Source organism: Dactylosporangium sp. McL0621, from assembly GCF_049995355.1.
Taxonomy (GTDB): Bacteria; Actinomycetota; Actinomycetes; order Mycobacteriales; family Micromonosporaceae; genus Dactylosporangium.
This window is the reverse complement of sequence record NZ_CP188259.1, coordinates 7,293,774-7,319,897: the sequence shown is the minus strand read 5'-3', so window position 1 is coordinate 7,319,897 and position 26,124 is coordinate 7,293,774. Positions and strand designations below refer to the sequence as shown.

The following is a 26,124-nucleotide window of genomic DNA, read 5'->3' as shown; positions in this document are numbered from 1 at the left end:
TAGGCGGGGTGGTACCGCGGTACTACGCGCCGGTCAGTAGATCATCCCGCGGTACCGCTGCCGAGGGCTCTTCGTTCTTTAGCGTTGCGGTCAGGGCGCCGGGATGCGGCGACTGACGGCGAGGAGTGCTCGATGATCGAGGCACGGCAGTTGACGAAGCGCTACGGGGAGAAGACCGCGGTCGACCGCCTCGATTTTCTGGTCAAACCTGGTGCGGTGACGGGCTTCCTGGGGCCGAACGGGGCGGGCAAGTCGACCACGATGCGGCTGATCATCGGGCTCGATGCGCCGACGAGCGGGGATGTGAGCGTCAACGGCAAGCAGTACGCGCGGCATGCGGCGCCGCTGCAGGAGGTCGGGGCGCTGCTGGAGGCGCGGTCGATTCATCCGGGGCGCAGCGCGTCCGACCATCTGATGGCCCTCGCCTACACGCACGGGATTCCGCGGCGGCGGGTCGACGAGCTCATCGAGCTGACCGGACTGACGTCCGTGGCCCGCAAGCGCGCCGGGTCGTTCTCGCTGGGCATGGGGCAGCGGCTCGGCATCGCCGCGGCGCTGCTCGGTGACCCCGCCACCGTGATGCTCGACGAACCGGTCAACGGCCTGGATCCCGAGGGTGTGCTGTGGATTCGCAATCTGCTCTCCGGCCTGGCGGCGGAGGGCCGGACGGTGTTCGTGTCGTCGCACCTGATGAGCGAGGTGGCCCTCGTGGCCGACCATCTCATCGTGGTCGGCCGGGGTCGGCTGCTGGCCGACACCAGCGTGCGGGAACTGGTCCGGCAGGCCGGCGGCGACGCCGTTGACGTAGCCACCGCCGATCCGGTACGCCTGCGCAGTGTGTTGGCGGGGCCGGGCGTCGGGATCACCGGGGCCGGCGCGGAGGAACTGCGGGTCACCGGCCTGACCGCCCGTCAGATCGGGTTGACCGCCGCCGAGCACGGCATCGCGCTGTTCGAGCTGACCCCGAGGCAGGTATCGCTGGAGGAGGCGTTCATGGACCTGACCAAGGACGCCGTGGAGTACCACGGCGGCGTCACGAGCGGAGTGGCCGCATGAGCACCATCACGCAGGAGCGCAACCCGGGCGGCGCGGCCGTAACGGCGCCGCGGCCGCAGTACCGGGTCACCGGGCGGCGGGTGCTGCGCTCGGAGTGGTCGAAGCTGTGGACGCTGCGCTCGTCCTGGATCACGCTTGGCCTCGGCCTGCTCGCGCTGCTGGCGTTCGGCACCATCGCGGCGTTGCGCTACAAATCGTTGACGAGCGCCGGCGGACGCATGGACCCGGACTTCGCCGACGCGACCTCGGTCAGCCTGACGCTGTTCGGCGTCCGGTTCGGCCAGCTGGCGCTCGGCGTGCTCGGCGTGCTGTTCGCGGCCGGTGAGTACTCCACCGGCATGATCCGCTCGACCCTCGCCGCGGTGCCACGCCGGCTGCCGGTGCTGTGGTCCAAGGCCGCCGTGTACGGCGTGGTCGCAGTCATCGTCGGCCTCGCCGGCGCGTTCGGCGGGTTCCTGATCGCCGACGCGGTCGTGTCCGGCACCCCGGCCCACCTGGGCCTGTCCGGCGACGACGTCCTGCGGGCCCTGTTCGGCGCCGGGCTCTACCTGGCCCTCGTCGGGGTGATCGGGATCGCGCTCGGCATGCTGCTGAGGTCGGTCGCCGGAGGCATCTCCGTCCTCGTCGCCACGCTGCTGCTCGTCCCCGGCCTCGTGTCGCTGCTGCCGAACTCCTGGCGGGCCGACGTCGCCCAGTACCTGCCGAGCAACGCCGGCGAGTCGCTGTACTCGCTGCACCCGCAGACCGGCATGCTGTCAGCGGGCGCCGGTGCCCTGGTCCTGATCGGCTGGACGGTTCTGGCGCTCGCCGGCGCCGCCTACCGACTGCTGCGTAAGGACGCATGAGCACCGACCACCTCGCCGCCCATCCGCTGGTCGACCGGCTCGCCGGCCTCGGCCAGTGGATGCGCCGGCTGGACGCCCGCCGGCCGTGGCGCTTCGATGCGGCGGTGGTGGTGGCGGTACTGCTGGTGTTCGGCGTCCCCGACCTCGCCCACCACGACCGCGACGCCGAGCGGCCCGACCTGCAGCTGCTGCTGGCCCATCCGCCGGTGGCGGCCACGATCGCCCTGCAGCTCGGCCTCGTCCTGCCGCTGTTCTGGCGCCGCCGGGCCCCGACCGCCACGTTCTACGCGGTCGCCGCCGTGTTCGTCGCGCAGTGGTCCGTCGGCGTGCTGCTGCGCGCCGACGTCGCGCTGCTCATCGCCGTCTACAGCATCGTGCTGCGCGTCCACCCGGCCCGGCTGCCCTGGGCCGGGCTGACGGTCGCCGCGGCGCTGGGCCTGGTCGCCTGGCGCGTCTCCGGCGCGGTGTCGCCGTGGGACGCGCTGTTCTTCCTGTACGCCGCCGCAACGGCCGCCGCGGCGCTCGGCGTCGCCATCCGCATCCGGCGGGCCCAGCTCGCCGCGCTGCGCGACCGGGCGCTGCGCCTGGAGGTCGAGCGCGACCAGCGCAGCCGTCTCGCCACGGCCACCGAGCGGACCCGCGTCGCCCGCGAGATGCACGACATCGTCGGCCACAGCCTGTCGGTGATCATCTCCCTGGCCGACGGCGGCGCGTACGCGGTCGAGGGCAACCCGCCTCGCGGGCGCGAGGCCCTCGAGCGCATCGGTGAAACCGGCCGGCTGGCGCTCGCCGAGCTCCGCCGGGTCCTTGGCGTGCTGCGCGAGGAGCGCGAGGGCGTCGAGCTGCACCCGCAGCCCGGCATCGCCGAGATCGGCGCCCTGTGCGAGCGCATCCGGGCGGCCGGGCCGCACGTCGTCTACCGCACCGTCGGCGACGTGGACGCCCTGGACCGCGGGGTGCAGCTCGCGGCGTACCGCATCGTGCAAGAGGCGCTGACCAACGCCCTGCGCTACGCCGGGCCGGGCACCCGGCTCGACGTCGCCGTCGCCCGGGACGGCCCGCGGGTGGACATCACCGTCCACGACACCGGCCCGCAGCCGCCCGGCGGGGCGCCGTCGCGGCCAGGGCCGACCGGACACGGGCTCGCCGGCATGCGCGAGCGTGCGGCCCTCTACGGCGGCACCGTCGAGGCCGGTCCCCGCCCGGGCGGAGGATGGACCGTGCGGGCCACCCTGTTCCCGAGCGTCGAGGGCAAGCCATGATCACCGTACTCATCGTCGACGACCAGCCCCTGCAGCGGCTCGGCTTCCGCATGCTCCTGGAGAGCAACGAGGACACCGACGTGCTCGGAGAAGCCGGCAACGGTACCGAGGCCGTGCGCCGCGCGGCGCAGCTGCACCCGGACGTCATCCTGATGGACGTGCGCATGCCGGGTATGGACGGGATCGAGGCCACCCGCCGCATCGTGGCCGCCGGCGACCGGTCCCGGGTGCTCGTGCTGACGACGTTCGATCTGGACGAGTACGCCCACGCGGCGCTGCGCGCCGGGGCCAGCGGCTTCCTGCTCAAGGACGCCCGCCCCGAGGAGCTGCTGGCCGGCATCCGCGCCGTCGCCGACGGCGACGCCGTGATCGCGCCCGCACTGACCCGGCGCCTGCTGGATCGGTTCGCCGGCCACCTGGCGCCCGCCGCCGACCCGGCCGGCAGCGACCCGCGCCTGGCCGGCCTCACCGAGCGCGAGCGCGAGATCCTGGTCGCGATCGGCACCGGCTGGACGAACCGCGAGATCGCCGAGCGCCTGGTCCTGTCCGAGTCCACCGTGAAGACCCACGTCGGCAAGGTGCTCGCCAAGATCGGCGCCCGGGACCGAGTCCAGGCCGTCATCTTCGCCTACGACCAACGCCTGACCCGTCCCAGCACCGGCGGCTGACGGTCGTCCGGCCGAGCTGTGCTCAGGCCGACGCGGCGCCCGGCCCGTGGTGCGAGCCGCCGGCGGCCCTTGAGAGCGGCGCCGACGATGCTCGCGGGAGTCGGCACCCGATCGAAACATCCGGGATGCAGACTGGGCCGGTGAGCCAGTGGACGCCCGTCGCGCGGAGCACCGACGTCACGACGCGACCCCTCGCGGTCGACGTCGACGACGTGCCGTTCGTGCTGGTCCGCTTCGCCGACGGCGGGCCCGTCCGGGTCTTCGCCGACCGGTGCCCGCACCGCCTCGTGCCGTTGTCGGCGGCCACCCCGACCGGCGGGACGCTGCGCTGTGCCTACCACGGCTGGGAGTTCGGGCCCGATGGACGCTGCGTCAGCATCCCGTCGGCGCCCGGCCGGGCCATCCCGCCGCGCGCCGACCTTCCGCCGGGCCCGGCGGTGCAGGAGCGCGACGGCCGCGTCTGGCTCGACCGGGCGACGATCGCTCCGGCCGAGCCGCCGCCGCTGTGCACCAACGAGGACCCGGTCCTGCGGCGGGCGTGGCACCCGGTCGGGCTGGTCGCCGAGCTGCCCTTCACCGCGGAGCTGCTCGGCGAGGCCTGGAGCGTGGATGAGGACCTGCACGCCGAGCCGGCCCCGTACGCGGTGACGACGCGCTGGGGCCTCGTCTGGCTGGCCCCGGAGGAGCCGCTGACGGAGCTGTTCGACGACCCCGACGACGAGGACCGGCAGTTCGTGGGGGCGTGGCTGCCGCCGGCCCGCACCAACGTGTCGGCCGGCGTGGTCGCGGACAACTTCCTCGACGTCGCACACTTCCCCTTCGTGCACACCGCGACGTTCGGCGCGGGGGAGGAGCGGGCCGTCCCGGCGTACACCGTGCAGGACGAGCCGGACGGGTGCCGCAGCGTGCAGGAGCAGTGGTTCGACAACCCCGAGGATCCGGGAGTGCTCGACGGGACGCGGCCGATCCGGCAGCGGCGTCGCGCGACCTACGTCTACCGCGCGCCGTTCCAGCTGATGCTGCGCCTCGAGGAGCTGGACGCGGGCGCGGTGAAGACGATCTTGTTCTTCGCCCAGCCCGAGTCGACCGCCCGGACGCGCATCTATACGAAGATGCTGTTGCGCGGCATCGGCGGGGTCGAGCGGCCCGGACCCGAGGTCGTCGCGGGCGAGTGCGCGTTCGAGGAGGCCGTCCTGGCCGAGGACCTGGCGCTGCAGCGCACGATGACGCTGCCCGGGCTGCCGCTGCGGTTGCGCGACGAACTGCACGTGCGCGCCGACCGGCTCGGGGTGGCCCTGCGCCGCGAGCTCACGCGGTTCCGTGAAAGGGCGGCCCGATGATCGACCTCAGGCTGCTCAACGCGCTCGTGGCCGGTGAGACCGAGCCGCGTGCCATCGGTATCCACGCCGGCCGGATCGTGCCGGCGCAGGAGCCCGCCGCTCGCACGATCGACCTCGGTGGCCGGCTTGTCACGCCGCCCCTGGTCGAGCCGCACATCCACCTCGACGCCGTGCTCACCGTCGGGCAGCCGCGGCCCAACGTGTCCGGATCGCTCTTCGAGGGCATCGCCGTGTGGGCCGAGCGGGTCAAGGAACTGACCGTCGACGATGTCAAGGCCAGGGCGGCTCAGGCGCTGCGATGGCAGCTGGCCAACGGCGTCCAGGCCGTGCGCAGCCACGTCGACGTGTGCGACCCCGAGCTGCGGGCGCTGCGCGGGCTGGCCGAGCTGCGCCAGGAGCTGCGCGGCACGATCGACCTGCAGCTGGTTGCGTTCCCCCAGCAGGGCATCCTGTCCTACGAAGGCGGCCGCGGGCTGATGCGCAAGGCGGTCGACCTGGGCGCCGACGTGATCGGCGCGATTCCCCACTACGAGCTGACCCGCGAGGACGGCGTCGAGTCGGTGCGCTTCGCGTTCGCGCTCGCCGACGAGCACGGGCTGCGCGTCGACATTCACTGCGACGAGACCGACGACGAGCACTCGCGGTTCATCGAGGTGATGGTGGCGGAGACGATCCGGCGGGGCCTGGCCGGCCGGGTCACGGCCAGCCACACCACGGCGATGCACTCGTACAACGCCGCCTACGCGTACCGCCTGGTCGCCAACATCGCCCGGGCGGGCCTGCACATGGTGACCAATCCGCTGGACAATGCCGTGCTGCAGGGCCGCTTCGACACCGGCCCGGTGCGCCGCGGACACACCCGGGTCAAGCAGCTGCAGGAGGCCGGCGTCAACGTGTGCGTCGGCCACGACTCGATCATGGACCCGTGGTATCCGCTGGGCTACGGCGACCCGTTGCAGGCGGCGTTCGTGCTCGCGCACCTCGGCCACATGACCGGCGACGCCGAACTGCCCCGGCTGATCGACATGATCACCGTTAACCCCGCGGCCGCGCTGGGCCTCGAGGACTACGGGTTGCACGTGGGTGGCCCGGCCGACCTGGTCGTCTTCGACGCACCGTCCGCGATGGACGCCGTGCGGCTGGTCGCGCCGCGATACCTGGTGCTGCGGGCCGGCCGCGAGGTGGCGCGCACGCGGCCGGCCGAGACGACGGTGCTGTGGAACGGTGTCGAGGAGCCGGTCAGCTTCCTGCGGGAGCAAACGTGAGCGTTTCCTCGCGGTCCTTGCCGCCCTGCAGCTGGAAACCGATCCAGTACAGTGCGGCCGACACCACGAACCCGACCTCGAAGGTCGAGTCGCCGAACTGCTTGATGTGCGACGGCACCGGCCCGGTGTAGTCCACCTGCTTCGAGAACAGCAGGATCGACACCGCCATGCCGATCGCCATCGCCAGCCAGCCGGCCCAGGGGTTGTGCCGCCGGTCGAAGAGGAACCCGTCGACCTGCTTGCCTCGCCGCAGGTACCAGTCGGTGAGGTAGACGCCCAGCCACGGCCCGATCCAGTAGGAGATGACGAGCAGGAAGCCCTCGTACTTCGCGCCCGCGTCCTTGAGCCCGGTCCAGGCGAGGATGAACCCGGCCACGCCGAACACCAGCGCGACGATGGCCCGCCGCTGGTTCAACGGGAGCCGGATGCCCAGCGCCAGGAACGACATCGCGCCCGAGTAGATGTTGATGACGTTCGCCGAGACGGCCCCGATGGCGATGGCCAGCAGGGTGACGTCGGCCAGCCAGGTCGGCAGGTGCTGGGTGAAGTTCCCGGTCAGGTTGTCACCGATGGGCCCGGCGATCGTCACGGACGCGGCCCCGGCCAGTTCCAGGACCGTGCAGGAGACGAAGACGCCGAGGCCGGCCCACAGCCCCACGGCCCGCTGGTTCGTGTCCGGCTTGAGGTAGCGCGTGTAGTCAGTGGCGTACGGGTTCCACCCGGCCGCATAACCGAACGCGGCGCCGACCGTCAGCAGGAAACCCCCGATGCCGCCGCCGCCCGCCGCGACCGCTGCCCCGGGGTCGGTCTTGGCGAACGTCCAGGCGACGGCGAGGAGGAATGCGGCGGCGAGCACCGGGAAGGCGTACCGCTCGAAGACCTGGACCAGGTTGTGCCCGAAGAATGCGATGACGACCTGGGCCACCACCACGATGAGCAGGCACGGCAGCTTGTCCAGGTGGGTCAGGGTGGCCAGCGCGAACGCGCCGGAGACGCTGTTGACGGCAAACCAGCCGACGCCCGCCACGACGGCGTTGAGCCCGGCCGGGAGGATGTTGCCGAGGAACCCGAAGCCGACCCGGCTCAGGATCATCTGCGGCACGCCGGCCCGCGGCCCTCGCGACGACAGGATGCCGTGCGTGAGCGAGCCGAGCCCGGTGCCCACCACGATCGCCGCGACGGCCGCCCAGAACGACTGCTGGAAGTACAGGATCGAGATGACCCCGACGAAGATCGTCGCGAACTCCAGGTTCGGCGACATCCACGTCCAGAAAAGGTCCAGCGGCCGCCCGTGCCGCTCGGACAGGGGAATGAACTCGGCGCCGCCCGGCTCCACGGCGGCGATCTTGCGACCGTAGGTCCCCTCGCGAACCTCGGCGGCGATGACGTGGGTGTCGGTATCAGATGCGGCCATGACGGCTCCATTCGCTACCCTGATCTTCGGCGTTGGTTCAATGTCCGTTCGAGTTGTGACGACCACGTTCCACCGAAGTTTCCGGTCGCTGCGTTGTCAACCCGCTGCCGTGACGGCGTCAGGTCCCTCGCCGGGCCGGTCTTCCTCCTCAGGATCGTGGCGTCGCATCGGAGCCGGGCCACCGAGGGCCCGATAGAGCTCCAGGTGCCGCTGTGCCGCCGATTTCCAGGTGTGTGCGGCCGCGAGGGAACGGCCGGCCGCACGCCGGCCGGGTTCAGCGGCCCGGATCGCGGCCAGCATCGCCGAGGCGAGGGACGCCGGGCCGGACCCGTAGCGGACGGTGGATCCGAACACCTCGCGGAGTACCGGCAGATCCCGGGCCACGACGGGCACGCCGGCGGCGAGCGCCTCCATGGCGGCCAGCCCGAAACCCTCCTTTGTGGACGGAAATGCGAACACGGCGGCCGCCGCCACGAGCCCGGGCAGCTCGTCGTGGGCGACGGCGCCGAGCACGACCGGCGCGATGCCCAACCGCTCGGCCGCGCGTTCCCATTCGGCCCGGTAGTCGCGGTAGTCGAAGAGGGTCTCCCCGCCCGCGATCACCAGCCGCAGGTCCGGGACGTCCCGGCGCAGCAGCGCGAAGGCCTCGAGCAGGTCGAGCGAGCCCTTGCGGGGTTCGATGCCGCCGACCGCCAGGACGAAGTGCCCGAGCCCTTGGCGGGGGGCGGCCGCGGCGAAACGGTCGTAGTCGACGCCGTTGGGGATCACCGTCGCGGTCAGCCCCCAGCCGGTGCGAAGCTCGGCCGCCACGGCGGCCGACACGCAGACGTGCGCGTAGGGGTGCACGATGGCGCGCTCGTGACAGGCCGCCAGCTCCGGGGTCGTGAAGTGGTCGAGGTGGTGCACCGTTCGGATGCAGCGCGGGACGGCGTTGGCGCTGATGCAGTCCTGCGCGTGGACGATGTCGAAGCGGCCCGGCTCGAAGGCGGCGCGCAGGGCCTCGATCGAGCGCAGGATCCGCGGCCCCACCGCCTCGCCGGGGCGGTCCGGGAACGGCACGATTTCGACCCGCACCGCCGGCGACACCGGCCGGAAGAGCTCGGTGTCGCCGCCCCGCCCGAGCGTCCAGACCGTGACGTCCGCTCCCTCCCCGGCCAGTGCCTCGGCGAGCGCGAGCGTGTGCACCACCCCGCCTCGGGGTCGGGTCGAGTAGCTCAGCAGCGCGATCTTCACATGCCCTCGTAGGTGTCCGGCCGGCGCTCGTCGAGGTGGTGCAGCACCCGCCGGGCCGCGGCGATCTCGGCGGCGACGTCGAGCTCGGCGACGGCCAGCCCGGCCTTCGCCCAGGTGCGGGCGAGGATGTTGCCGGCCGGCCCGACCACCTTCGCCTGGCCGAGGAAGCGCATGCCGCCCATTGCGCCGGTCTGGTTGGACGAGACCACCACGATCTGGTTCTCGGCGGCCCGGGCGCAGTCGTAGAGGTCGAACAGCCGCGACTGGCGGTCCTGGTTGAGCTTCGGCGCCTGGTTGGTGATGCTCGCGGGCCAGGCCGACAGGCACGCCACGATCTGCGCACCGCCGATCGCCAGGGTGCGGGCCGACTCGGGGAACGTCTTGTCGTAGTCGATGAGCATCCCGATCCGCCCGACCGGCGTGTCGAACGCGGCGAACGTGTCGCCGGCCCGGTATGCGGTCACCTCGGCGGCCGGCAGGTGCACCTTGCGGTGCCGGCCGAGGACGCCGTCGCCGGTGACGCAGACGGCTGCGTTGTACCGGTCGTCGCCGTCGGCCTCGCAGTAGCCGACGCAGACCACCATGTCCCGCGCCAGCGCGGCGATGTGCTCGATGAGCGGGTCGTCGGGCTTCAGCGCGGGTGGCAGTGCCGCCGGGTCCGGATGGCGCAGGTCGGCGAGGTAGCCGCCCAGCGCCGCGTCGGGCAGCACCAGCAGGTCCGCCGCGGACGCGCGGGCGTCGGCGATCAGCTTGCCGATCCGGCCGAGGTCGAAGTCCAGATCGCGACCGAAGTGCGCGGCCGCCGCCGCGATGCGGATGACTCCCATGACTAGCTGATGGCTCCGGCCGGCGTCGGATACGCATCGGGGCGGCGGTCGCGCAGGTGCGCCATGGATCGGCGGGCCGTGGTGAGGGCCTGCGCGACGTCGAGCTCGGCGACCGCGATGCCGGGCGCGGTGCCGGTGGTGGCGAGCACCTCGCCGCCCGGGTCGACCACCTTCGCGCTGGCAACGAACCGCAGCGACCCGAACGTGCCGGCCTGGTTGGCCGACAGCCAGACCACCTGGTTCTCCAGGGCGCGGGCCCGGTCGAACAGGTCGAACCGGCGGGTCCACCGGTCCTCGGCAAGATCGGCGCTGGGTGCCGTGCGGCTGCCGGGCCACGCCGACACGCACACCACGATCTCCGCGCCGTCCAAGGCGAGGGACCGCGCCGACTCGGGGAACGCCTTGTCGTAACAGATCATCATGCCGAGCCGGCCGACGGGCGTGTCGAACGCCTCGAACACGTCGCCGGAAGCGTAGCTCGCGCTCTCCTGCAGCGGCTGATGCACCTTGCGGTGCCGGCCGAGGATACCGTCGCCGTTGACACAGACGACGCTGTTGTACCGCAGGTCGCCGTCCGCCTCGCAGTACCCGGCGCAGACGACCATGCCACCGGCCAGCTTCGCGAGCCGCGCGATCTCCGGGCCGTCGGCGTGCAGGGCCGGCGGACCGTCGGCGCCACCGTCGAGGTGCGCCAGGTAACCGCCGAGGCACGCCTCGGGCAGGGCGAGCAGCCGCACCCCGTCCCGCCGGGCCGTCCCGATCAGCCGTTCGGCGCGCGCGAAGTCCTCCTCCAGGTCCCGGTCGAACGCCGCGGCGACCGCCGCCATCCGTATCGAGGTCATGCCCGTCCCAATCCCGTGACACCAGCCGGTATCGCGTCGGTGAGTTCCCCGTCCGGCCAGCGCAGCCGGACGCCTTGGCCCGCGACCAGCTCGCCGCACGCGCCGCCGACGGCGGGTCCCGCGGCGGGGACCGCCGACGCGGCGTGATCGGTCGTGAGCATCGCGAAGCCGGGAAAGCAGGTGAGCCAGTCGCCCATCGTCGCGCCGGCGGGCCGGGGCACGCGCGCCACGTCGAGCACCGCCCCGCATCCGCTCGCTTCTGCGAGCATGCCGAGGGTACCGCCGATGCCGGCCATCGACACGTCCTTGGCCGCGCTGGGACGGGCCTGCGCCACGACCCCGAGCATCGCCCGCAGCTGCGAACTGTCGCGGGTGGACGTCGAGTCCCACTGACGGCCGTGGTACCCGGGCCGCCACTGCCCGCCGAGGTCGGCGGTCAGCCGGACCTGCTGGCCGGGGCGCCCGCCGCCACCGGGCACCGGATGGCCGGTGCGCCCCAGCGCCGTCGCGGACAGGGCGGCCGGCACGCCGAGCTGGGTGTGCCCGCCCAGGATCGGGATGCCGTACCGCGCGCTCGCCTCGCGCAGCCCGCCGAGGATCCGTCCGGCGAGTGCGGCATCGCGCGCCCCGATGGCGTTCAGCAGCCCGACCGGGGCCGCACCCATCGCGGCGAGGTCGTTGACGTTGACAAGGACCGCGCACCAGCCGGCCCAGTGCGGGTCGCGCTCCACCATCGACGGGATGATCGCGTCACACGCGGCGATCAGGTCCGTGCCGGGCACCGGCGCGCCGTCGTCGCCGACGAACCCGCTCCCGCCCGGCCGGAGTCCCTGCAGCAGCTCGCCGAGCGGCTGCTTGGTGGCCCCCGCGAGCACCGCGAGCCGCCCGATCGGCCAGCGCATCAGCGTGTGCCGGACGCCGGCCACGACGGCGGGACGCACGCGGCGCCAGCCGAGCCGGTGGAACAGCGGTTCATTGCGCGCCTGCACGGTGGCCTCGAAGCGCAGCACCCCGGCATTCTCGGCCCACGCGCAGGCCGCGTTGACAAGCAAAGGACCGATGCCGTTGGTACCGCGAGCGCGCGAATCGACAACGAGCCGCCCGCCGAGCCACCATCCGATGTCGGACCCCGGCCGGGCGGGACCGAGCCGGACCCCGCCCAGGACGGTGCCCCGCTGATCCCGGGCTACGAGCACCACGGTGCGCGGGTCGTCATCCAGCTCGTCCCGGTCGTGCCGCTCGAAGAGCCCCTGCTCCTCGACGAACACCGCCTGCCGCAGCGCCCGATAGGCGTCGAGCGCGGCGCCCGAGGCCGGTTCGATCTGGACCGTCGGCCGCAGCCCGGACAGGACGGGAACGAGATCGACGCTCATCCGCCGGCCGCCTGCAGGACCCCGCACGCACCGCATGCCGCGCAGCCGGCCTCCTGGTCGGCGCCCGTCATCCCGGCGTCCTTGAGCAGCACCGCGACCCGTTCGGTGACATCCCGGACGAGCGCCGCCGCCGGGCCGGCGATCCCGTCGCGGCGGGCCAGGGTGCCGACCGTGGATCGGAACGGCACAACGAACGGATACACCCCGCGGGCGATCAGCCGGCTCGCGCCCGCGACCAGTTCGTCGGGGTCCTCGCCGAGGCCGATCAGCAGGTAGGTCGACACCTTGTTGCGGCCGAACACCCGCACCGCCTCATCCCACGCCGTCTCGTACGCCGCGAGCGGCACGGTCGCCTTGCCGGGCATCCAGCGGCGGCGCACCTCGTCGTCGAGCGACTCGACATGGATGCCGATCGCGGTCGCGCCGGCTTCGCGCAGTTCGGCCAGCACTTCCAGGTCGCCTGGCGGTTCGATCTGCACCTGGATCGGCAGCCCCGGCACCGCCGCGAGGACGGCCCGGACGCTGCGCACCAGGTTGCGTGCGCCGCGGTCGGGGCCGGCCGTGGTGCCGGTGGTCATCACCATCTGCCGTACCCCGTCGAGCCGCACCGCGGCCTCGGCCACCTCGGCCAGTTGCGCTGGGGTCTTCGCCGCGATCGTCGCGCCGGAGCGCAGCGACTCCTCGATGGTGCAGAAGCGGCAGCGCCGCGCCTCCTCGTAGCGGATGCAGGTCTGCACGACGGTCGTAGCGAGCACATCGGCGCCGTGCAGCCGGGCGATCTGCTCGTAGCGGACGCCATCGGCGGTGACCAGGTCGTAGAACCTCGGCCGCCGCACCACCTGCACGGACAACCCGAGGTCCCGCCCGTCCAGCCACAGCCGGTCGTCCCGCACCACGTAAGGGCTGTCGGGGTTCACCGGCAGGGCGGCGTTGGCACCGTCCACCACCAGATGACCATCGTCACTGGGGCCGGCGCCTGCCGGCCGCCGGACCGGTGCGTCCACCCGCACGCCGCGAACGGCGATCTCGGCTCTGGTGCCAACGCTCACCGCGGTCTCCTAGAACATGTAGGTCGAGTTGATGATGGCGCCCTTGCGTGCGTAGTGGATCAGTGCGTCCTGCACGTCGAGCGGGTGCGTCGGGATGACGCCCTCGATGAGGTCCTCCTCGCGGGCACCGTGCAGCGAGAGCCCGAAGCGGCAGCAGTAGACCTTGCCGCCCTCCGCGATGAACGTCTTCAGCGAGTTGTTGATGTTGTGCTCACCCGGGAACGCCGAGTTGCCCGTCGTCGGGAAGCCGCGGGTGGCGAGGCAGTTGAGCGAGCCCGGCCCGTAGAAGTAGATGGCCGACTCGAAGCCCTTCCGCAGCGCGCGGGTCGCCTGCAGGATCGCCACGAAGCTCACCGAGGACTCGTGGGCGATGCCGTGCACGAGGGTGAAGTAGACCTCCCCCTCCTCGGCCTGATAGTCGGGGAACACCTTGGTCCCGCCGTAGATGCTCGACCCCTCGGCGAGCGCCGGGTGGGGGATCTCGGTGAGGCTCTTCTGCTCGAGGTCGGTCAGTTCGGGCACGGTGGCTCCTTCATCCGTAGAGTTTTTCGAACGTTCCCCGGAACACGGCGTCGGCGAGCTCGCCGTCGCCGACCGCGGTGCGCAGCCGGGCCGACTCGCCGGCGTGGTCCCCCCACGGCTCGTCGCTGGCGAACAGCACGCGGTCGTGGCCGATGCCGCGCCGCTCGATCTGCTGTGCCAGCCAGCGCGGCGCGAAGCCGATCGCCCAGGACAGGTCGGTGTAGACCTGCTTCCCGGCGGCGATCCAGTCGAAGAACCGGCCGCCGATGAGCTTGATGTGGCCGCTCATCCCGCCGCCGAAGTGCACAAGATGGATCGGTACCGCATCGGCGTATCGGTCGACGAGCGTCCCCACCTCGTCGATGTCCGATGCGGCGCCCGGCGACGTGTGCACATGCACCACCAGGCCGTGCCGGCGCGCGGTGGCGAAGATCGTATCCAGTTGCACCAGGCACGCCGGGTCGGTGGCCCGTCCGCCGAGCAGGAAGCTGAGCTTCAGGGCGCGCACCCCGGGCTCGCCGGCCAGCGCGAGGGCACCGGCCGTGCGGGCGGCGTCTTGCGGTCGCGGGGAGACCCACAGCCCGCAGCGGATCCGGTCGTCGCGCTGCGCCGCCTCGACGACCAGGTCGTTGAAGGAGAACGCGATCGCCGGGTCGGGCACGCCGTAGTTGGGCAGGACGAGCGCCCGCTCGGTCCCCTCGGCGTCGAGGTCCCTGATGAGCTCCTCGAGCGTCGCCCGGGCCGTGACGTCGGGGTGGACGGGCGGACCGCCGTAGAACGGATAGGCCGGCAGGACACCGAGGTGCCGGTGCGCGTCGCGGATCCAGCGTTCAGCCACGCCCGGCTCCCGCGGGCTCCCGAGGCATGAACCAGTCCAGGTCCGGGTAGGTCTCGGCGGGTGTGCCGGCGATCCAGCGCACCTCCTCCGTGGCGCGCTGCCTTGCGGCCAGCCCGATCCGGCCGTCCAGGTAGGCCGCGTCCCGGGCCACGCCGGCGAACCGGCCCGAACCCCAGGTGAACTGCCAGGGCAGGCCGAGGAAGTACAGGCCGGGGCAGCTGGTGACGCCGCGCACATGGGTCGGGTAGCCGCGCCCGTCGAACACCGGCACCTCGACCCACCGGTGATCGCGGTGGAACCCGGTGCTCCACACCACCGACCGGATCCCCTCCGCCACCAGGTCGATGCCGGCCTGCGCACCCGCCGGCCGCCACACCGGCGTGTAGCGCGGCTCGTCCGGCGCGGCGTGCCCGTGCGCCTCGATGTACCGGTCGATCGCGTCCTTGATGCCGTCGGCGACCGCGTCGGCCCGGTCCAGGTTCGCCGCCAGGTCGTCGGCGAAGGACACCCACCGGCCGGCGATGTCGGTCAACCGGCCGTGTAGCCGCATCCCTTGCCGGGCGAACGCCCGCAGGTCGATGTCGTGGCCGCGGTCCCGGCCGGTCATGTAGTGGTTGGCGCGCAGCCGCACCTCGTCGGCGTCGGCGAACTCGTCGATGCCCTTGGCGTAGTAGCCCATCTCATCGAGCCAGGCGATGACGTCCCGTCCGCGGTAGCGCCGCGCCGACCGTGGCGCGCTGCCCACCGCCAGGTGCACGGCCCGCCCCGCCAGATGCAGGTCCTCGGCGATCTGGCAGCCGGACTGCCCGGTGCCGACAATGAGCACCGCGCCGTCCGGCAGCTGCGCCGGGCTGCGGTACTGCGAGGAATGCACCTGCATGAGATCGACCGGCAGGCGCTCGGCGAGCCGCGGTACCGCCGGATTGTGATACGGCCCGGTGGCGATCACCACCTGGTCGGCGGTGCACGTGCCGGCCGACGTGCGGACCTCGAACACCCCGCCCGCCGTGCGCCGCAGGCGTTGCACCGTCACGCCTTGCATCAGCGGCGGGCCGAACGACGCCGCGTACCGCTCCAGGTACGACACGATGTCCGGGCCGGGCATGAACCCGTCCGGATCGTCGCCCTGATAAGGGAATCCGGGCAGCTGGCACTGCCAGTTGGGCGTCACGAGGCAGAACGAGTCCCATCGCCGTTCCCGCCATTCGTGGCCGACCGAGTGCCGTTCCAGCACTACGTGATCGACGCCGCGCTGGCACAGGTACCAGCTCATCGACAGCCCGGCCTGGCCGCCACCGACCACGACGACGGGGTGATGACTCCCGTCGAGCGGCACGGGGGCGCTCACGTGTCGATCCTCTCCACCGTGACCCGACCGGCGGGCGCGGGCCCGAGCGCGGCGGCCCACCGCTCGATCTCGACGATCTGCCGCGCCGCCTTGCCGCACGGAAATCCGTACGCCGCGCGAACGCGCTCGCCGGCGGCGGAAAGCGCCTCGCGGCTTCGCTCGACGAAGTCCGCTACCGTGTAGGTGTCGCCGACACGGAAATAGTCCTCGACCACGGTCGACGGTGAATAGCACCGCTGCGTCCGAGCGTCCGGCCAACGCACCACCACAAACCGCTCAGGCATCGCGGCACCCGTGACTGGTCATGGTCGACAGTCAAGGCACGAGCAATTTCCCGGTGGTTTCATCCGGAACAACCACTGATGAGAAAGTCCTCACAAGAAATTCGGACGCCCGCGGCACGTCGGCCGGCGAAAGACCTAGGTGTGAGCCGGCTGGGTGGTGGTGTTCGGCTGCCGGGTTGGAGGCATCTGTTGCCGTCCCGGCCCGACGCGTTTGGGTGTGGCCAGCCCGCTGAGGGCTCCGGCCAGTGACAGTGCGGCGCAGGCGCCGATCGCGGCGGTGAAGCCGCTGCTGAAGGTTCGGGTGGACAGGTAGCTGCCGTTGGCGGCGAAGGCGGCCACGACAACGGCGACACCGAACACCCCGCCGAGTTGGCGCATGGTGCTGTAGGCCCCTGATGCCTTGCCGACATACTGCGGCGCGACCGAGCTGAGCGCGGCGCTTTGCGTGGCCGGCAACGACATGGCCACCCCGATGCCGGACACGATGAGCGGCGCGATCAACTGCCGGTAGGCCAAGCCGGGTTCGGCGATCAGCGCGATCCAGGTCATCGCGGCCGCGTGCAGGCCCAGGCCGGCAACGATGAACGGCCGCTCGCCGACCCGGCTGATGAGCACGCCGGCGATCTGCGGGACGATGAAGGTCATCGCGCCCCAAGGCATGAGCGCGAGCCCGGCGCGTAGCGGGCTGAAGCTCAGCCCGGTCTGCAGGAACTGAGCCATGAAGAACAGGGCGCCCAAGGCCGACCCCCATTCGAAGAAGATCGCGATGTTGCCGGCGGAGAATGCACGCGAGCCGAACAGGTGCATGGGCAGCATCGGCTCGGCCGCGCGCCGTTGCCACCAGACGAATCCGATGGCGAGCAGCACGCCACCCGTCAGGGTGGACAGGATCTCGGCGCTGCCCCAGCCGGCGGTGTTCCCGCGCACCAGTGCCCAGACGATGCCGAGCGCGGCCGCGGTGGCCAGCAACAGAGCGCCCAGGTCGAGCTTGGCCTTCGAGCCGGACGACTCCTCGATCCTGGTCAACGCGAGTGGGATCAGTACCGCAGCGACCGGAATGTTGATCCAGAAGATCCACGGCCAGGAGACTCCGGTGACGACCGCACCGCCCAGCAGCGGCCCCACCGGTACCGCCAACCCGGCCACGCTGGTGAAGACACCGAGCGCCTTGGAGCGCCGGTCGGCCGGGATGGCCGTACCGAGCAGTGTCAGCGCCAGCGGCATCACCAGCGCGGCGCCGGCGCCCTGGACCGCGCGCGCTACGATCAGCGTGCCCACATTGGGTGCGAGCGCGCAGCCGGCCGACGCCGCCGCGAACACGGCCAGTCCGGCGACGAACATGCGTCGCCGGCCGAACCGCTCGCCCAGCGCGGCGGCCGTCATCAGCAGCACCGCGAAGGCCAGCACGTAGGCTGTGACCGTCCACTCCAGCTGCTCGATCGAGGCGTGCAGCGCGATGCGGATCGCGCCCAGCGCGGTCGTGACGACCAACGAATCCAACGTCACCAACATCCCCGCGAGCGCGGTCACCGCAACCGCCCACCGTTGAGCTGTCGTAAACGTGGGTGATGTGCTGTTCTTCGGCATGCTTCCTCCGATTTGTCTTCGGTGCAGCGACGGCTCGCTGTGGTACTGCGAAGGTGGTTTGTCGGTTTGTCGGTTGGGCGGTTGGGCCCATGCCGGTGGGGGACGGGGCCGATGCCCACGTCCGCGGCGCCCCGGGTCCCGCGCTGATCGGCGGGTCAGGCCCCGGCGCCGCCGGTCACCGGCGGCCCGGACACCGGTGCGGGCCGGCGGGAAAGCGGCCGCAGGATGCCGTCCGGAAATCCGACCAGGCCGTGCGCGAACATTCGGCGGCGGGCGATGCGCCAGCCGGTCGAGACGCGTTTGAAGCTGTCGGCGTAGCGGGCCAGAACGACCGGATCGGCTGTGGCACCCGTTGCCCCGTGCCAGGCGTAGACATAGGACGTGGTCGCGGCGTGATCCGCGTCGGAAAAGCTGATCTGCACGTTCGAGATGTGGTGACTGGTCGCCGTACCGTCACGGAGCTGTTCCGTGAGCCAGGCGACCACCGCCGCTGACGAATGCAGGGTGTCGGTCTCGCGAAGGCCGTACTCGGCCAGGCAATCGTCGGTGAAGACCCCGGCGACGGCGGCGAAGTCCCGCTCGTCGACGAGCCGGGCGTAGGTATGCAGAACCTCGGTGATGGCGGCTCGGTCGGTGAGCTCGCGGACGGCGACGGCCATGTCGATGGACACTGTTCCTCCTACCTCTTCACCACGCCGCCGTTCAGCAGCGTCGGGTTGTTCCAGACCGGATGCTCCGGCGTCGAGGGCACGACGTACTTCGGCGTGCTGTTCAACCTGTCCGCCCACACCCCTGATCACGATCTTTCCCATGCGGGTTCGCGCCCTTCGTTGTAGGTCTCGCTGAGGTAGACACCGCGGCGTCGGAAAAGGGGCGCCGGCGGACCGCCCGGTTCGCCCCTGGGCCGGTGTCCATACCTGAACTGCACCGAGCGACGCCGAGGACGCCCTCCAGGACACGCTGCTGGCCGCCTGGCAGGGCCTCGGTGGGTTCGGGCGGGGACGCCGCGGACTCCCGGTGAAAAACTCCGCGGCGGCGGGCAACGCGTCGGGCCGATCCAGGCACATAAACGCTGAGGAGGCGGGATGCGACTGGATGACGACGCCCGGCGGCGGTTCGGGGAGTACTTCGCGGCGCGGCACATCGTGGTCCGCCGCACGGCGTACCTGCTGTGCGGTGACTGGCACTGGGCCGACGACCTGACGCAGTCGACGTTCGTCAAGGTCGCGGCCGGCTGGCATCGGATCCGCGACGCGCAGGTGCTCGACGCGTACGCGCGCACCTGCCTGGTCACCTCGGCGTGGTCGGTGCGCCGGACGGTCACGGCGATGCGGCCGCCGGGCGGGAGGTGGGCCAGGGCGTTGGCGAGCAGCTCGCTCAGGACCCGGCGCAGGGCCGACTCGATGCCGGCGACGAGCACCGGGCCGCCGGGGGTGGCGACGGTGATGGTCCGGCCGCGCTCGGCGGCGAGGTCCGACAGACCCGCCGGATCTCGCCGCTCGCGCACCAACCGGACCTGATCATGCCGTCGGCGTACAATGTCGTCGATCCCTTCGGCCAGATCCAGCCGGGCGGCGACCGCATCGTGGTCGCCGGCGAGGCGCAGAACACCGGGCGACCGGCGGTTGCGTTCTCCGACGACCGGGGCCGGACCTGGAAGACCCATGCGTTCACGGATCTGCCGTGCACCAAGGACTGCAACGAAAACATCTCGGTCCAGTCCTCGGCGGACGGCACGACGCTCTACGCGATGGTCGAGGACCCCGAAAGGCGGCAGGTGTACGTCTACTCGAAGCACCTCGGCGGGAGCTGGACACGCACCGGCGACGTCATCGCGTACACCGGCACCGAAAGCTTCTACAGGTCGTTCGTGGCCGCGGACGGCACGCGGACGGCCGGCACTGGACCGGTTTTCCGCTCATGCGCTAGCCGGCCGTTCCTACTATTGGCTCCGGGATTGGCAATGACGACCTGCCCGCCGCCGTAGCCTCCTCGGCGACGGTGGTGGCGGCGCTGTACGAGGTGCTGGCTGGGCGCGGGCCGGCCATGGCGTCCGCTCCAGAGTCGTCGGGAAGGATGGTGCCGTGATCTCAGTGGTCCCCGCCAACGAGGCGTCGTGGGACGACCTGCGCGCGATCTTCGGCGATCGCGGCGAGCCGTTCCGCTGCCGGTGCCAGTACTTCAAGATCCCCGGTGCCGACTGGGACGCCACGAGCGTCGAGGAGCGGGCCGAACGGCTGCGCGAGCAGGCCGCCGCGCCCGCGACCACGGGCCTGGTCGCATATCTGGACGGCGACCCGGCGGGTTGGTGCGCCGTCGAGCCCCGTGTGCACTACCCGCGGCTGCGCGCGGCGAAGGTCCCGTGGTCGGGCCGCGACGAGGACCCGGATGACCCCGGCGTCTGGGCGGTCACGTGCTTCGTGACCCGGGCGGGCTTCCGCCGCCGGGGCGTCAGCCGCGCCCTGGCCGTCGCCGCGGCCGGCTTCGCGCGGGAGCGAGGGGCAAGGGCCATCGAGGGGTACCCCATCGTCAAGGAGCCCGGCGCGCCGTTCCCGTGGATCGGCGAGCTGTACGTCGGCAGCCGCAGCATGTTCGTGGACGCCGGCTTCGCCGAGGTGAGCCGCCCGACCGCCCGCCGCGTCGTCATGCGCGTCGAGCTGCGATGAGGTGGGCGCCCGCCACCGTCGTGGCGGCCCTGGCCCTGGCCACCCTGGCGGCCGGCGAGCCGGCGTGGGGCGGCGGCCCCGTGGGCACCGTCACCGGCCAGATCGACCTGTCGGGCGGCCCGGGGCCGGGGCGGGTGCCCGCCGTGTCCGGCACCGTGACCCTGTCGCGCGGGGGCCGGGTCTACGCGCGGGCGGCGGTGGGCGAAGGGGAGCGCTTCCGGTTCGCGCTGCCCGCGGGCACCTACCGCGCGCACGCCCACGACGGCGACGCCCGGTGCCCCGGCATCACGGCGACGGTCGGCCCGGGCCGGGCCTCAGACCTGCGGATCGTGTGCCAGGTCAAGTGAGCGATGAGGCGGCCGCGGCGGCGCCGGTGGTCGCCGGTGACCTGGGTTCAGAGATGTCCGGGGGCGGCTCGCCGTAACAGGCGGATCAGCGTTTCGACACGGGCCGCCTCGTGGCCGGGCCGCAGCCGGCCGTGCCGGGACAGGTCAGCCAGGCCGTGCAGCGCGCACCACAAGATCTCCGCCCGGGTTTCGTCGCCCATGGTGGACAGCAGGGGGCCGAATCCGGCGCGCAGCGGCTCGGGCGTGACGGGCCGGGCGAACTCCAGGTCGGTCGGCATCGAGAACATCGCCTCGTACGTCGCCGGCTGCGAGCGGGCGAAGTCGAGGTACGCCGCGCAGATCCCGCCCAGGTCGCCCGCCGCGATCAGGAGCTCGGCGAGCCGGGCGAAGCCGGCCAGTGCCACCGCCCGGATGATGCCGTCCCGGCCGTCGGGGAAGTGCCCGTAGAGAACCGGCTGGCTGAAGCCGATGGTGTCGGCGAGCCGTCGCACGGTCACCGCCGGCCACCCGTGCGACTCGGCGATCTCCCGCGCCACGTCGACGATCCGATCCCGCCGGCCGGCACGGGCCAGCTGCGCTCTCGTTGGGGTCTTCACATCTTCATCCTAGCAGTGCTAGATTTCTAGCACCGCTAGATTCCGGGAGGGATCATGACCGTACTCCTCGACGTTCTCGCCACCGCCGCAGCGCTGGCCACAGCCGTCATTTTCGGCACCGACACACTCGGCGCGCTGGTCATGCGCCCGACGTACGCCGCGCTCGACGAGGCCACCATGACCCGCGTCGTCGGGCTGTCCCACCGGTACGGCAACGCCCGCATGCCCCTGCCCGGCATCCTCAGCGTGGTCGCCGGCGCTGCAGCCACGCTCACCGCGTTTCTCACCGGCCGCCCAGCCGCCGGCGTTGCCGCGGGGATCGCCCTACTCCTGCTGCTGGTCTGGCTGGTCCTGTTCAACCGGATCTCGCTACCGATCAACAAGGTCTTCATCGAAGCAGCCGAGGCCGGCCGTGTACCGCCCGACGCTCGCCGGCTCCAGGAACGGTGGGACTCGATCATCAACCTACGCGCGGCCCTGCAGGGAACCGCGCTGCTCGGTTTCTGCCTCACCCTCGCCCTCGCAGCAGCCTGACACACCGAGGCGTCCGGCCCCGCCAGGCCGAACGCCCGAATTCCTGATCGGCCGGGTGGCGTGCCAGCGCTGCTTGCCATCGGCGGCGTCAGCGCGGTCGCGTCCTTCGTCGTCGGCACCAGCAGGGTGTCGCCGGAGCCGGCGGCGGCGGCCGGCTGGGTGGTGCAGCCGGTCGCCGGCCCCGCTGCACCGGCAAAGCCGGTGCAGCGTACCCACACCAGCCCGCCTGACAAACGCCCTCCGCCGGCGCCCGGGCCGGGCTCGCCAGGTTGACACCACCACACGCTCCCGGCCATGCTCACCGCGTAGTCAGGTGGTCCCTCAGCCGTGGCAACACCCCCAACTGGAGTTCATCCGTGCCCTGGCGCCGCACAGCCGTACTCGGGTTGACCGTCCTGGTACTGACGCTTGGTGGCAGTGACAGGCCGCCCTCGCATTCGGCCGCGCCGGTCCGTTCGGTGCCGCTGGCGGTATCGCATCAGGCGCCGACAACACCTCCGACGGCGCCGAGCCCCGTACCCTCGGCTTCCGCCCCTGCACCTGCCGTCACTGCCGGCACCGGCCCGGCCGGATCGCTGCGTACCACTGGGTCGGCCACGGTCGCGTTGACGTTCGACGACGGCCCGTGGGATGACACCCCCGCGGTGCTGGACCTGCTGGCCCAGTACCACATCAAGGCGACGTTCTGCATGATCGGCAGGCAGGTCGCGGCGCACGCCGCGCTGGTACAGCGGATGGTGGCCGAGGGACACACGCTGTGCAACCACACGTGGAGCCACGACGAGATGCTGCGCACCCGCCCCACCGATCGGATCAGGGCTGAGCTGCAACGCACCAACGACGCGATCCACGCGGTCGCACCCGGCGCGCCGATCAGCTATTTCCGTGCCCCCGGGGGAAACTTCTCACCGCAGATCGTGAGCATCGCGGCCGACATGGGGATGACCTCGATCTACTGGAGCGTCGATCCCCAGGACTGGCGCGGCCCCGGGGTCCAGTCGATCATCACCAACGTCCTGACAAACACCCGCCCGGGCTCGATCGTGCTCCTGCATGACGGCGCCGGGCCACAGACTGTCACCGCGTTGCGAACGATCCTGCCCGACCTGGCCGGTCGGTACACACTGAACGCCCTCCCGAACGCCAATTCCCATGGCGACGCCTGACGGTGCGCCGTTCGGCGGGCAGCGCGACGGCGATGGGCGGTGCGGCCGCGATGGTTCCGGCGCTCGCGGTCGTCGGCGCCCTGCGGCAGGGTGGAGATCGCCGCCTGATCGCCTCGCCAGGCTCTTACACCAGGGCTGCTGCGGTGCCGGGCGGCAGGCCGCGCAGACGGGCGGCGTCCTGGCTCGGCGGTGCGCCGAATTGGCGGCGGTACTCGCGGCTGAACTGTGAGGGGCTGTCGTAGCCGACGCGGTGGCTGATGCCGGCGACGTCGTTGGGGTGTGTGGCGAGCAGCAGCCGGGCCTGTTGGAGCCGGATCTGTTTCTGGAACTGGATCGGGCTCATCGCGGTGACGGCTTGGAAGTTGCGGTAGAACGCGGACACGCTCATGCCGGACAGCTGCGCCACGTCCTGCACGCGGAAGGCTTGTGTGTAGTGGTCGCGGATCCAGCCGACCGCGCGGGCGATGTGGGTGAGGCTGCTGTCGGCGAGGCCGAGCTGGCGGACGACAGTACCCTGCTCGCCGGTGATGAGCCGCCAGAGGATCTCCCGTTTGATCATCGGTGCGAGCACGGCACGGTCGCGTGGCTGTTCGAGCAGGCGCAGGAGCCGGATCACCGCGTCGAGCAGCTCGCCGGACGCGGTGCTGACGGCCAGGGCGGGTGGTGCGCCGCCACCGGCGGGTGGGAGGTCACCGGTAGCGCACAACAGCTCCGCGAATGAGGAGAGTCCTCCCATGAGCGCCACCCACGGTTTCCACGCCACCATGACCGCGCAGCCCGGAAAGGGTGACGAGCTGGTCGAGCTCCTGCTCAACGCGCCGTCCATGCCGAACGAGGACTGCGTCGTCTTCCTGGTCGGCCGCTCGGCCGGCGACCCGGACACCGTCTTCGTCACTGAAGGATGGACCAGCCAGGAGGCCCACAGCCGGTTCTTTGCGACTGAGGAGGCGCAGGCGCTATGCACGGCGGCGGGATGGTCATGGGAGATCGCTTCTCACAGATCGACATCCCCCTCGAATGGCTCGACCTGTTCGGGGCCGTGGTGATCTCCGTGGACTATCGGCTCGCGCCGGAGGCCACCGGCACGACCCTGGTCGACGACTGCTACCAGGGTCTGCTGTGGGCCGCCGCACACGCCGACGAGCTCGGTATCGACCCGTCCCGCATCGTCGTCGCGGGTGCCAGTGCCGGTGGTGGCCTCACCGCCGGGGTCACCCTGATGGCACGCGACCGCGGCACCCCGGCGATCGCCGCTCAGGTGCTGATCTACCCGATGCTCGACCACCGCAACAACACCACCTCGAGCCGGCAGTACTCCGGCGGGCCCGGCGTCTGGACCCACGGGATGAACGAGTTCGGATGGCGATCCGTGCTCGGCGACCGCACCGACGGGAACGTGCCCGGCTACGTCTCACCAGCCGTGGCCGACGACCTCTCGGGCCTGCCGACCACGTACATCGACGCCGGCACGGCCGAGGTCTTCCGCGACGAGGACGTCGACTACGCCACCCGGATCTGGGCCGCCGGCGGCCAGGCCGAGCTGCACATCTGGGCAGGTGGCTTCCACGGATTCGACGCGCTGTACCCGCACGCGCGGGTCTCCGCCGCCGCGCGCCGGACGCGCAACGACTGGCTCACTCGGGTGCTGAGCCCGGCCTCCGAAGCATAGGCGCACACAACTCACGACGAACGGAGAGTCAGTCATGCAGGTCGCCATCGTCACCGGGGCCCGCACCCGCATCGCCGACAACGCGTTCGACCGCCACCCCGAAGTGATCCCCGCGCTCGTGGCCAAGACCGCCCTCGGACGGCTCGGCGAACCCGACGACGTCAGCCTGGCGATCGCTGCGCTGCTCGCCGAGGATGGCCGCTGGATCACCGCGCAAGACATCGAAGTGTCCGGCGGCTACAACCTCTGACCCACCAACGCCACACGACCAGGCGGCGTGCCAACCTCGGCAGAGCGGCACGCCGCCCAACGGTACGAGGCCGGCGCCGGAATGGGACGCGATCGTAGGTCGGACATGTGAACCCTGGCGCTCCCGTCTCCGTACCACCCGGGTGGATGACTCGAGGTTTGGGGCTGCCGCCATGACCGTACGCCGTACGTCGGCCGCGATCGCCGTGTTGGCGGTCGGTGCGCTGGCGCCCCTGGCCCTGCTCCCAGCCCCGGCGCAGGCGCACGGCGCGCCGTCGACCCCGGTGAGCCGGGCGTACGCGTGTGGCGCGGGCACGTCCCAGCAGAAGAGCTCGGCCGCGTGCAAGGCCGCGATCGCTGCCGGGGCCGACGTCGCCGAATGGGACAACATCCGGGTGGCCAACGTGAACGGCCGTGATCGGCAGGTCATCCCCGACGGCAGGCTGTGCAGCGGCGGGATCGACGCGTACAAGGGCCTCGATCTCGCCCGCGCGGACTGGCCCTCGACCAAGCTCACCGCCGGGGCGGCATTTGCGTTCCAGTACGCCGAAACCATCCCGCACAAGGGCAGCTTCCGGGTGTACGTGACCAAGGACGGCTACTCGCCGAGCCGGGCGCTGCGCTGGTCGGACCTGGAGACGGCGCCGTTCGCCACGGCAACCGATCCGGTGCTGCAGAACAAGGCCTACACGATCAAGGGCACGCTGCCCAAGGGCAAGGCCGGCCCGCACCTGATCTACACGATCTGGCAGAACACCAGCACCGCGGACACCTACTACTCGTGTTCCGACGTGGTGTTCGCCGCCGCCGGCACCACGTCGCCTGCGGGTTCCCCGGCGGCCCCTGCAGGCAACGGCAACGCCTCCTTGGCCATCGCGAGCGCCGCCGCCGGTGACGTGGCTGGCTCCGGCGGGCCGGCCCCGTCGGGCGGCGCGCCCCAGCTCACCGCCACGTCCGGGATCGCCTCGACGCCGGTCGTCGCCGGGGCCGGTGGGGCGATCCTGCTCGCCCTGGCCGGGGTCGCGTCCTTCCTGATGCGGCGCAAGCGCACCCTGGGCGTCCACGCCGGCCGCTGACCTGACCCTCTCACGGCGGAGGGTCCGGCAGTGCGCGGGTCCCGCGCCGGTGTGGCGCGGGACCCGGC

At 72.0% G+C, this 26,124-nt stretch carries 30 protein-coding genes; 16 read left to right on the top strand and 14 right to left on the bottom strand.

What is annotated here, in order from left to right:
• Nucleotides 1-132 precede the first annotated feature (132 nt).
• The 6 genes from ACPPVO_RS34410 to codA all read left to right on the top strand — a co-directional run bounded on the left by ACPPVO_RS34410 (nt 133) and on the right by codA (nt 6,436).
• Nucleotides 133-1,056 carry an ABC transporter ATP-binding protein gene (locus ACPPVO_RS34410; protein ID WP_426502710.1) on the top strand — a complete coding sequence of 308 codons (924 nt, stop codon included), beginning with the start codon at nt 133-135 and terminating at the stop codon, nt 1,054-1,056.
• Complete coding sequence (locus ACPPVO_RS34405; protein ID WP_426502709.1) at nt 1,053-1,901, top strand: ABC transporter permease subunit; 849 nt, start codon at nt 1,053-1,055, stop codon at nt 1,899-1,901. Before ACPPVO_RS34410 ends, ACPPVO_RS34405 begins: the two co-directional genes overlap by 4 nt.
• Nucleotides 1,898-3,163, top strand: a complete 1,266-nt coding sequence (locus ACPPVO_RS34400) for a sensor histidine kinase (RefSeq protein ID WP_426502708.1) — start codon at nt 1,898-1,900, stop codon at nt 3,161-3,163. Before ACPPVO_RS34405 ends, ACPPVO_RS34400 begins: the two co-directional genes overlap by 4 nt.
• Nucleotides 3,160-3,831: a response regulator gene (locus ACPPVO_RS34395; protein WP_426502707.1), complete on the top strand. Its 672-nt coding sequence runs from the start codon at nt 3,160-3,162 to the stop codon at nt 3,829-3,831. Before ACPPVO_RS34400 ends, ACPPVO_RS34395 begins: the two co-directional genes overlap by 4 nt.
• Before the next feature lie 140 nt (nt 3,832-3,971).
• Nucleotides 3,972-5,171 (top strand): Rieske 2Fe-2S domain-containing protein, encoded by a 1,200-nt coding sequence (locus tag ACPPVO_RS34390; RefSeq protein WP_426502706.1) that lies wholly within the window; start codon nt 3,972-3,974, stop codon nt 5,169-5,171.
• A complete protein-coding gene (gene codA / locus ACPPVO_RS34385) occupies nt 5,168-6,436 on the top strand; it encodes a cytosine deaminase (protein WP_426502705.1) in 1,269 nt (422 codons plus the stop codon). The genes ACPPVO_RS34390 and codA overlap by 4 nt, the downstream gene beginning before the upstream one ends.
• Here codA and ACPPVO_RS34380 read toward each other — a convergent pair.
• From ACPPVO_RS34380 to ACPPVO_RS34325, 12 genes are all read right to left on the bottom strand, one after another.
• Entirely contained in the window at nt 6,411-7,850 is a 1,440-nt protein-coding gene (locus tag ACPPVO_RS34380; RefSeq protein WP_426502704.1) for a purine-cytosine permease family protein, read from the bottom strand. The genes codA and ACPPVO_RS34380 overlap by 26 nt on opposite strands.
• Before the next feature lie 96 nt (nt 7,851-7,946).
• Entirely contained in the window at nt 7,947-9,083 is a 1,137-nt protein-coding gene (locus tag ACPPVO_RS34375) for an MSMEG_0565 family glycosyltransferase (protein ID WP_426502703.1), read from the bottom strand.
• Nucleotides 9,080-9,910 (bottom strand): carbon-nitrogen hydrolase family protein, encoded by an 831-nt coding sequence (locus tag ACPPVO_RS34370; RefSeq protein ID WP_426502702.1) that lies wholly within the window; start codon nt 9,908-9,910, stop codon nt 9,080-9,082. The genes ACPPVO_RS34375 and ACPPVO_RS34370 overlap by 4 nt, the downstream gene beginning before the upstream one ends.
• 2 nt (nt 9,911-9,912) lie before the next feature.
• On the bottom strand, nt 9,913-10,752 hold the full coding sequence (locus ACPPVO_RS34365) for a carbon-nitrogen hydrolase family protein (protein WP_426502701.1): 840 nt from the start codon (nt 10,750-10,752) through the stop codon (nt 9,913-9,915).
• Nucleotides 10,749-12,125, bottom strand: a complete 1,377-nt coding sequence (locus ACPPVO_RS34360; RefSeq protein WP_426502700.1) for an MSMEG_0567/sll0787 family protein — start codon at nt 12,123-12,125, stop codon at nt 10,749-10,751. Before ACPPVO_RS34360 ends, ACPPVO_RS34365 begins: the two co-directional genes overlap by 4 nt.
• Entirely contained in the window at nt 12,122-13,129 is a 1,008-nt protein-coding gene (locus ACPPVO_RS34355) for an MSMEG_0568 family radical SAM protein (protein WP_426514747.1), read from the bottom strand. Before ACPPVO_RS34355 ends, ACPPVO_RS34360 begins: the two co-directional genes overlap by 4 nt.
• Before the next feature lie 54 nt (nt 13,130-13,183).
• On the bottom strand, nt 13,184-13,696 hold the full coding sequence (locus ACPPVO_RS34350) for an MSMEG_0572/Sll0783 family nitrogen starvation response protein (RefSeq protein WP_426502699.1): 513 nt from the start codon (nt 13,694-13,696) through the stop codon (nt 13,184-13,186).
• Between the two features lie 10 nt (nt 13,697-13,706).
• Nucleotides 13,707-14,534 (bottom strand): amidohydrolase family protein, encoded by an 828-nt coding sequence (locus ACPPVO_RS34345; protein WP_426502698.1) that lies wholly within the window; start codon nt 14,532-14,534, stop codon nt 13,707-13,709.
• Nucleotides 14,527-15,882, bottom strand: a complete 1,356-nt coding sequence (locus ACPPVO_RS34340) for an MSMEG_0569 family flavin-dependent oxidoreductase (RefSeq protein WP_426502697.1) — start codon at nt 15,880-15,882, stop codon at nt 14,527-14,529. Before ACPPVO_RS34340 ends, ACPPVO_RS34345 begins: the two co-directional genes overlap by 8 nt.
• Complete coding sequence (locus ACPPVO_RS34335; protein WP_426502696.1) at nt 15,879-16,166, bottom strand: MSMEG_0570 family nitrogen starvation response protein; 288 nt, start codon at nt 16,164-16,166, stop codon at nt 15,879-15,881. Before ACPPVO_RS34335 ends, ACPPVO_RS34340 begins: the two co-directional genes overlap by 4 nt.
• 135 nt (nt 16,167-16,301) lie before the next feature.
• Complete coding sequence (locus ACPPVO_RS34330) at nt 16,302-17,696, bottom strand: MFS transporter (protein WP_426502695.1); 1,395 nt, start codon at nt 17,694-17,696, stop codon at nt 16,302-16,304.
• A gap of 212 nt (nt 17,697-17,908) precedes the next feature.
• Nucleotides 17,909-18,565, bottom strand: coding sequence for a nuclear transport factor 2 family protein (locus ACPPVO_RS34325; RefSeq protein WP_426502694.1), 657 nt, complete (start codon nt 18,563-18,565; stop codon nt 17,909-17,911).
• A gap of 273 nt (nt 18,566-18,838) precedes the next feature.
• Here ACPPVO_RS34325 and ACPPVO_RS34320 point away from each other — a divergent pair, with 273 nt between their 5' ends.
• From ACPPVO_RS34320 to ACPPVO_RS34305, 4 genes are all read left to right on the top strand, one after another.
• Nucleotides 18,839-19,273 (top strand): sigma factor, encoded by a 435-nt coding sequence (locus ACPPVO_RS34320; RefSeq protein WP_426502693.1) that lies wholly within the window; start codon nt 18,839-18,841, stop codon nt 19,271-19,273.
• A 2-nt stretch (nt 19,274-19,275) separates the two neighbouring features.
• Entirely contained in the window at nt 19,276-19,740 is a 465-nt protein-coding gene (locus ACPPVO_RS34315) for a sialidase family protein (RefSeq protein ID WP_426502692.1), read from the top strand.
• 97 nt (nt 19,741-19,837) lie between these two features.
• Entirely contained in the window at nt 19,838-20,419 is a 582-nt protein-coding gene (locus ACPPVO_RS34310; RefSeq protein ID WP_426502691.1) for a GNAT family N-acetyltransferase, read from the top strand.
• The gene (locus ACPPVO_RS34305) at nt 20,416-20,766 is read left to right on the top strand and encodes a hypothetical protein (RefSeq protein ID WP_426502690.1); all 351 of its coding nucleotides are present in this window, start codon (nt 20,416-20,418) and stop codon (nt 20,764-20,766) included. Before ACPPVO_RS34310 ends, ACPPVO_RS34305 begins: the two co-directional genes overlap by 4 nt.
• Before the next feature lie 47 nt (nt 20,767-20,813).
• Here ACPPVO_RS34305 and ACPPVO_RS34300 read toward each other — a convergent pair whose 3' ends face one another.
• Nucleotides 20,814-21,362: a TetR/AcrR family transcriptional regulator gene (locus ACPPVO_RS34300; protein WP_426502689.1), complete on the bottom strand. Its 549-nt coding sequence runs from the start codon at nt 21,360-21,362 to the stop codon at nt 20,814-20,816.
• A 54-nt stretch (nt 21,363-21,416) separates the two neighbouring features.
• On the opposite strand from ACPPVO_RS34300, the gene ACPPVO_RS34295 reads away from it, so the two are divergent.
• Nucleotides 21,417-21,896, top strand: a complete 480-nt coding sequence (locus tag ACPPVO_RS34295; RefSeq protein WP_426502688.1) for a DUF1772 domain-containing protein — start codon at nt 21,417-21,419, stop codon at nt 21,894-21,896.
• Nucleotides 21,897-22,501: 605 nt separating this feature from the next.
• The gene (locus tag ACPPVO_RS34290; protein ID WP_426502687.1) at nt 22,502-23,062 is read left to right on the top strand and encodes a polysaccharide deacetylase family protein; all 561 of its coding nucleotides are present in this window, start codon (nt 22,502-22,504) and stop codon (nt 23,060-23,062) included.
• A gap of 124 nt (nt 23,063-23,186) precedes the next feature.
• On the opposite strand, the gene ACPPVO_RS34285 is transcribed toward ACPPVO_RS34290, so the two are convergent.
• Complete coding sequence (locus ACPPVO_RS34285; protein ID WP_426502686.1) at nt 23,187-23,798, bottom strand: AraC family transcriptional regulator; 612 nt, start codon at nt 23,796-23,798, stop codon at nt 23,187-23,189.
• On the opposite strand from ACPPVO_RS34285, the gene ACPPVO_RS34280 reads away from it, so the two are divergent.
• The 4 genes from ACPPVO_RS34280 (at nt 23,797) to ACPPVO_RS34265 (ending at nt 26,056) form a co-directional block, all read left to right on the top strand.
• The gene (locus ACPPVO_RS34280) at nt 23,797-24,108 is read left to right on the top strand and encodes a putative quinol monooxygenase (protein ID WP_426502685.1); all 312 of its coding nucleotides are present in this window, start codon (nt 23,797-23,799) and stop codon (nt 24,106-24,108) included. The two genes, ACPPVO_RS34285 and ACPPVO_RS34280, sit on opposite strands and share 2 nt — an antisense overlap.
• Nucleotides 24,042-24,731 (top strand): alpha/beta hydrolase, encoded by a 690-nt coding sequence (locus ACPPVO_RS34275; RefSeq protein WP_426502684.1) that lies wholly within the window; start codon nt 24,042-24,044, stop codon nt 24,729-24,731. Before ACPPVO_RS34280 ends, ACPPVO_RS34275 begins: the two co-directional genes overlap by 67 nt.
• Before the next feature lie 34 nt (nt 24,732-24,765).
• Nucleotides 24,766-24,981, top strand: a complete 216-nt coding sequence (locus ACPPVO_RS34270; RefSeq protein ID WP_426502683.1) for an SDR family oxidoreductase — start codon at nt 24,766-24,768, stop codon at nt 24,979-24,981.
• A 172-nt stretch (nt 24,982-25,153) separates the two neighbouring features.
• Nucleotides 25,154-26,056 (top strand): lytic polysaccharide monooxygenase auxiliary activity family 9 protein, encoded by a 903-nt coding sequence (locus ACPPVO_RS34265; RefSeq protein WP_426502682.1) that lies wholly within the window; start codon nt 25,154-25,156, stop codon nt 26,054-26,056.
• The last annotated feature ends 68 nt before the right edge of the window (nt 26,057-26,124 follow it).

Bases quoted from the DNA above. Each gene is read 5' to 3' on its own strand.
- ACPPVO_RS34410 (WP_426502710.1), top strand. From the start codon at position 133: ATGATCGAGGCACGGCAGTTGACGAAGCGCTACGGGGAGAAGACCGCG.
- ACPPVO_RS34405 (WP_426502709.1), top strand. From the start codon at position 1,053: ATGAGCACCATCACGCAGGAGCGCAACCCGGGCGGCGCGGCCGTAACG.
- ACPPVO_RS34400 (WP_426502708.1), top strand. From the start codon at position 1,898: ATGAGCACCGACCACCTCGCCGCCCATCCGCTGGTCGACCGGCTCGCC.
- ACPPVO_RS34395 (WP_426502707.1), top strand. From the start codon at position 3,160: ATGATCACCGTACTCATCGTCGACGACCAGCCCCTGCAGCGGCTCGGC.
- codA (WP_426502705.1), top strand. From the start codon at position 5,168: ATGATCGACCTCAGGCTGCTCAACGCGCTCGTGGCCGGTGAGACCGAG.
- ACPPVO_RS34380 (WP_426502704.1), bottom strand. From the start codon at position 7,850: ATGGCCGCATCTGATACCGACACCCACGTCATCGCCGCCGAGGTTCGC.
- ACPPVO_RS34370 (WP_426502702.1), bottom strand. From the start codon at position 9,910: ATGGGAGTCATCCGCATCGCGGCGGCGGCCGCGCACTTCGGTCGCGAT.
- ACPPVO_RS34365 (WP_426502701.1), bottom strand. From the start codon at position 10,752: ATGACCTCGATACGGATGGCGGCGGTCGCCGCGGCGTTCGACCGGGAC.
- ACPPVO_RS34360 (WP_426502700.1), bottom strand. From the start codon at position 12,125: ATGAGCGTCGATCTCGTTCCCGTCCTGTCCGGGCTGCGGCCGACGGTC.
- ACPPVO_RS34335 (WP_426502696.1), bottom strand. From the start codon at position 16,166: ATGCCTGAGCGGTTTGTGGTGGTGCGTTGGCCGGACGCTCGGACGCAG.
- ACPPVO_RS34325 (WP_426502694.1), bottom strand. From the start codon at position 18,565: ATGGGAAAGATCGTGATCAGGGGTGTGGGCGGACAGGTTGAACAGCAC.
- ACPPVO_RS34320 (WP_426502693.1), top strand. From the start codon at position 18,839: ATGCGACTGGATGACGACGCCCGGCGGCGGTTCGGGGAGTACTTCGCG.
- ACPPVO_RS34315 (WP_426502692.1), top strand. From the start codon at position 19,276: ATGCCGTCGGCGTACAATGTCGTCGATCCCTTCGGCCAGATCCAGCCG.
- ACPPVO_RS34305 (WP_426502690.1), top strand. From the start codon at position 20,416: ATGAGGTGGGCGCCCGCCACCGTCGTGGCGGCCCTGGCCCTGGCCACC.
- ACPPVO_RS34295 (WP_426502688.1), top strand. From the start codon at position 21,417: ATGACCGTACTCCTCGACGTTCTCGCCACCGCCGCAGCGCTGGCCACA.
- ACPPVO_RS34280 (WP_426502685.1), top strand. From the start codon at position 23,797: ATGAGCGCCACCCACGGTTTCCACGCCACCATGACCGCGCAGCCCGGA.
- ACPPVO_RS34285 (WP_426502686.1), bottom strand. From the start codon at position 23,798: ATGGGAGGACTCTCCTCATTCGCGGAGCTGTTGTGCGCTACCGGTGAC.
- ACPPVO_RS34275 (WP_426502684.1), top strand. From the start codon at position 24,042: ATGGGAGATCGCTTCTCACAGATCGACATCCCCCTCGAATGGCTCGAC.
- ACPPVO_RS34270 (WP_426502683.1), top strand. From the start codon at position 24,766: ATGCAGGTCGCCATCGTCACCGGGGCCCGCACCCGCATCGCCGACAAC.
- ACPPVO_RS34265 (WP_426502682.1), top strand. From the start codon at position 25,154: ATGACCGTACGCCGTACGTCGGCCGCGATCGCCGTGTTGGCGGTCGGT.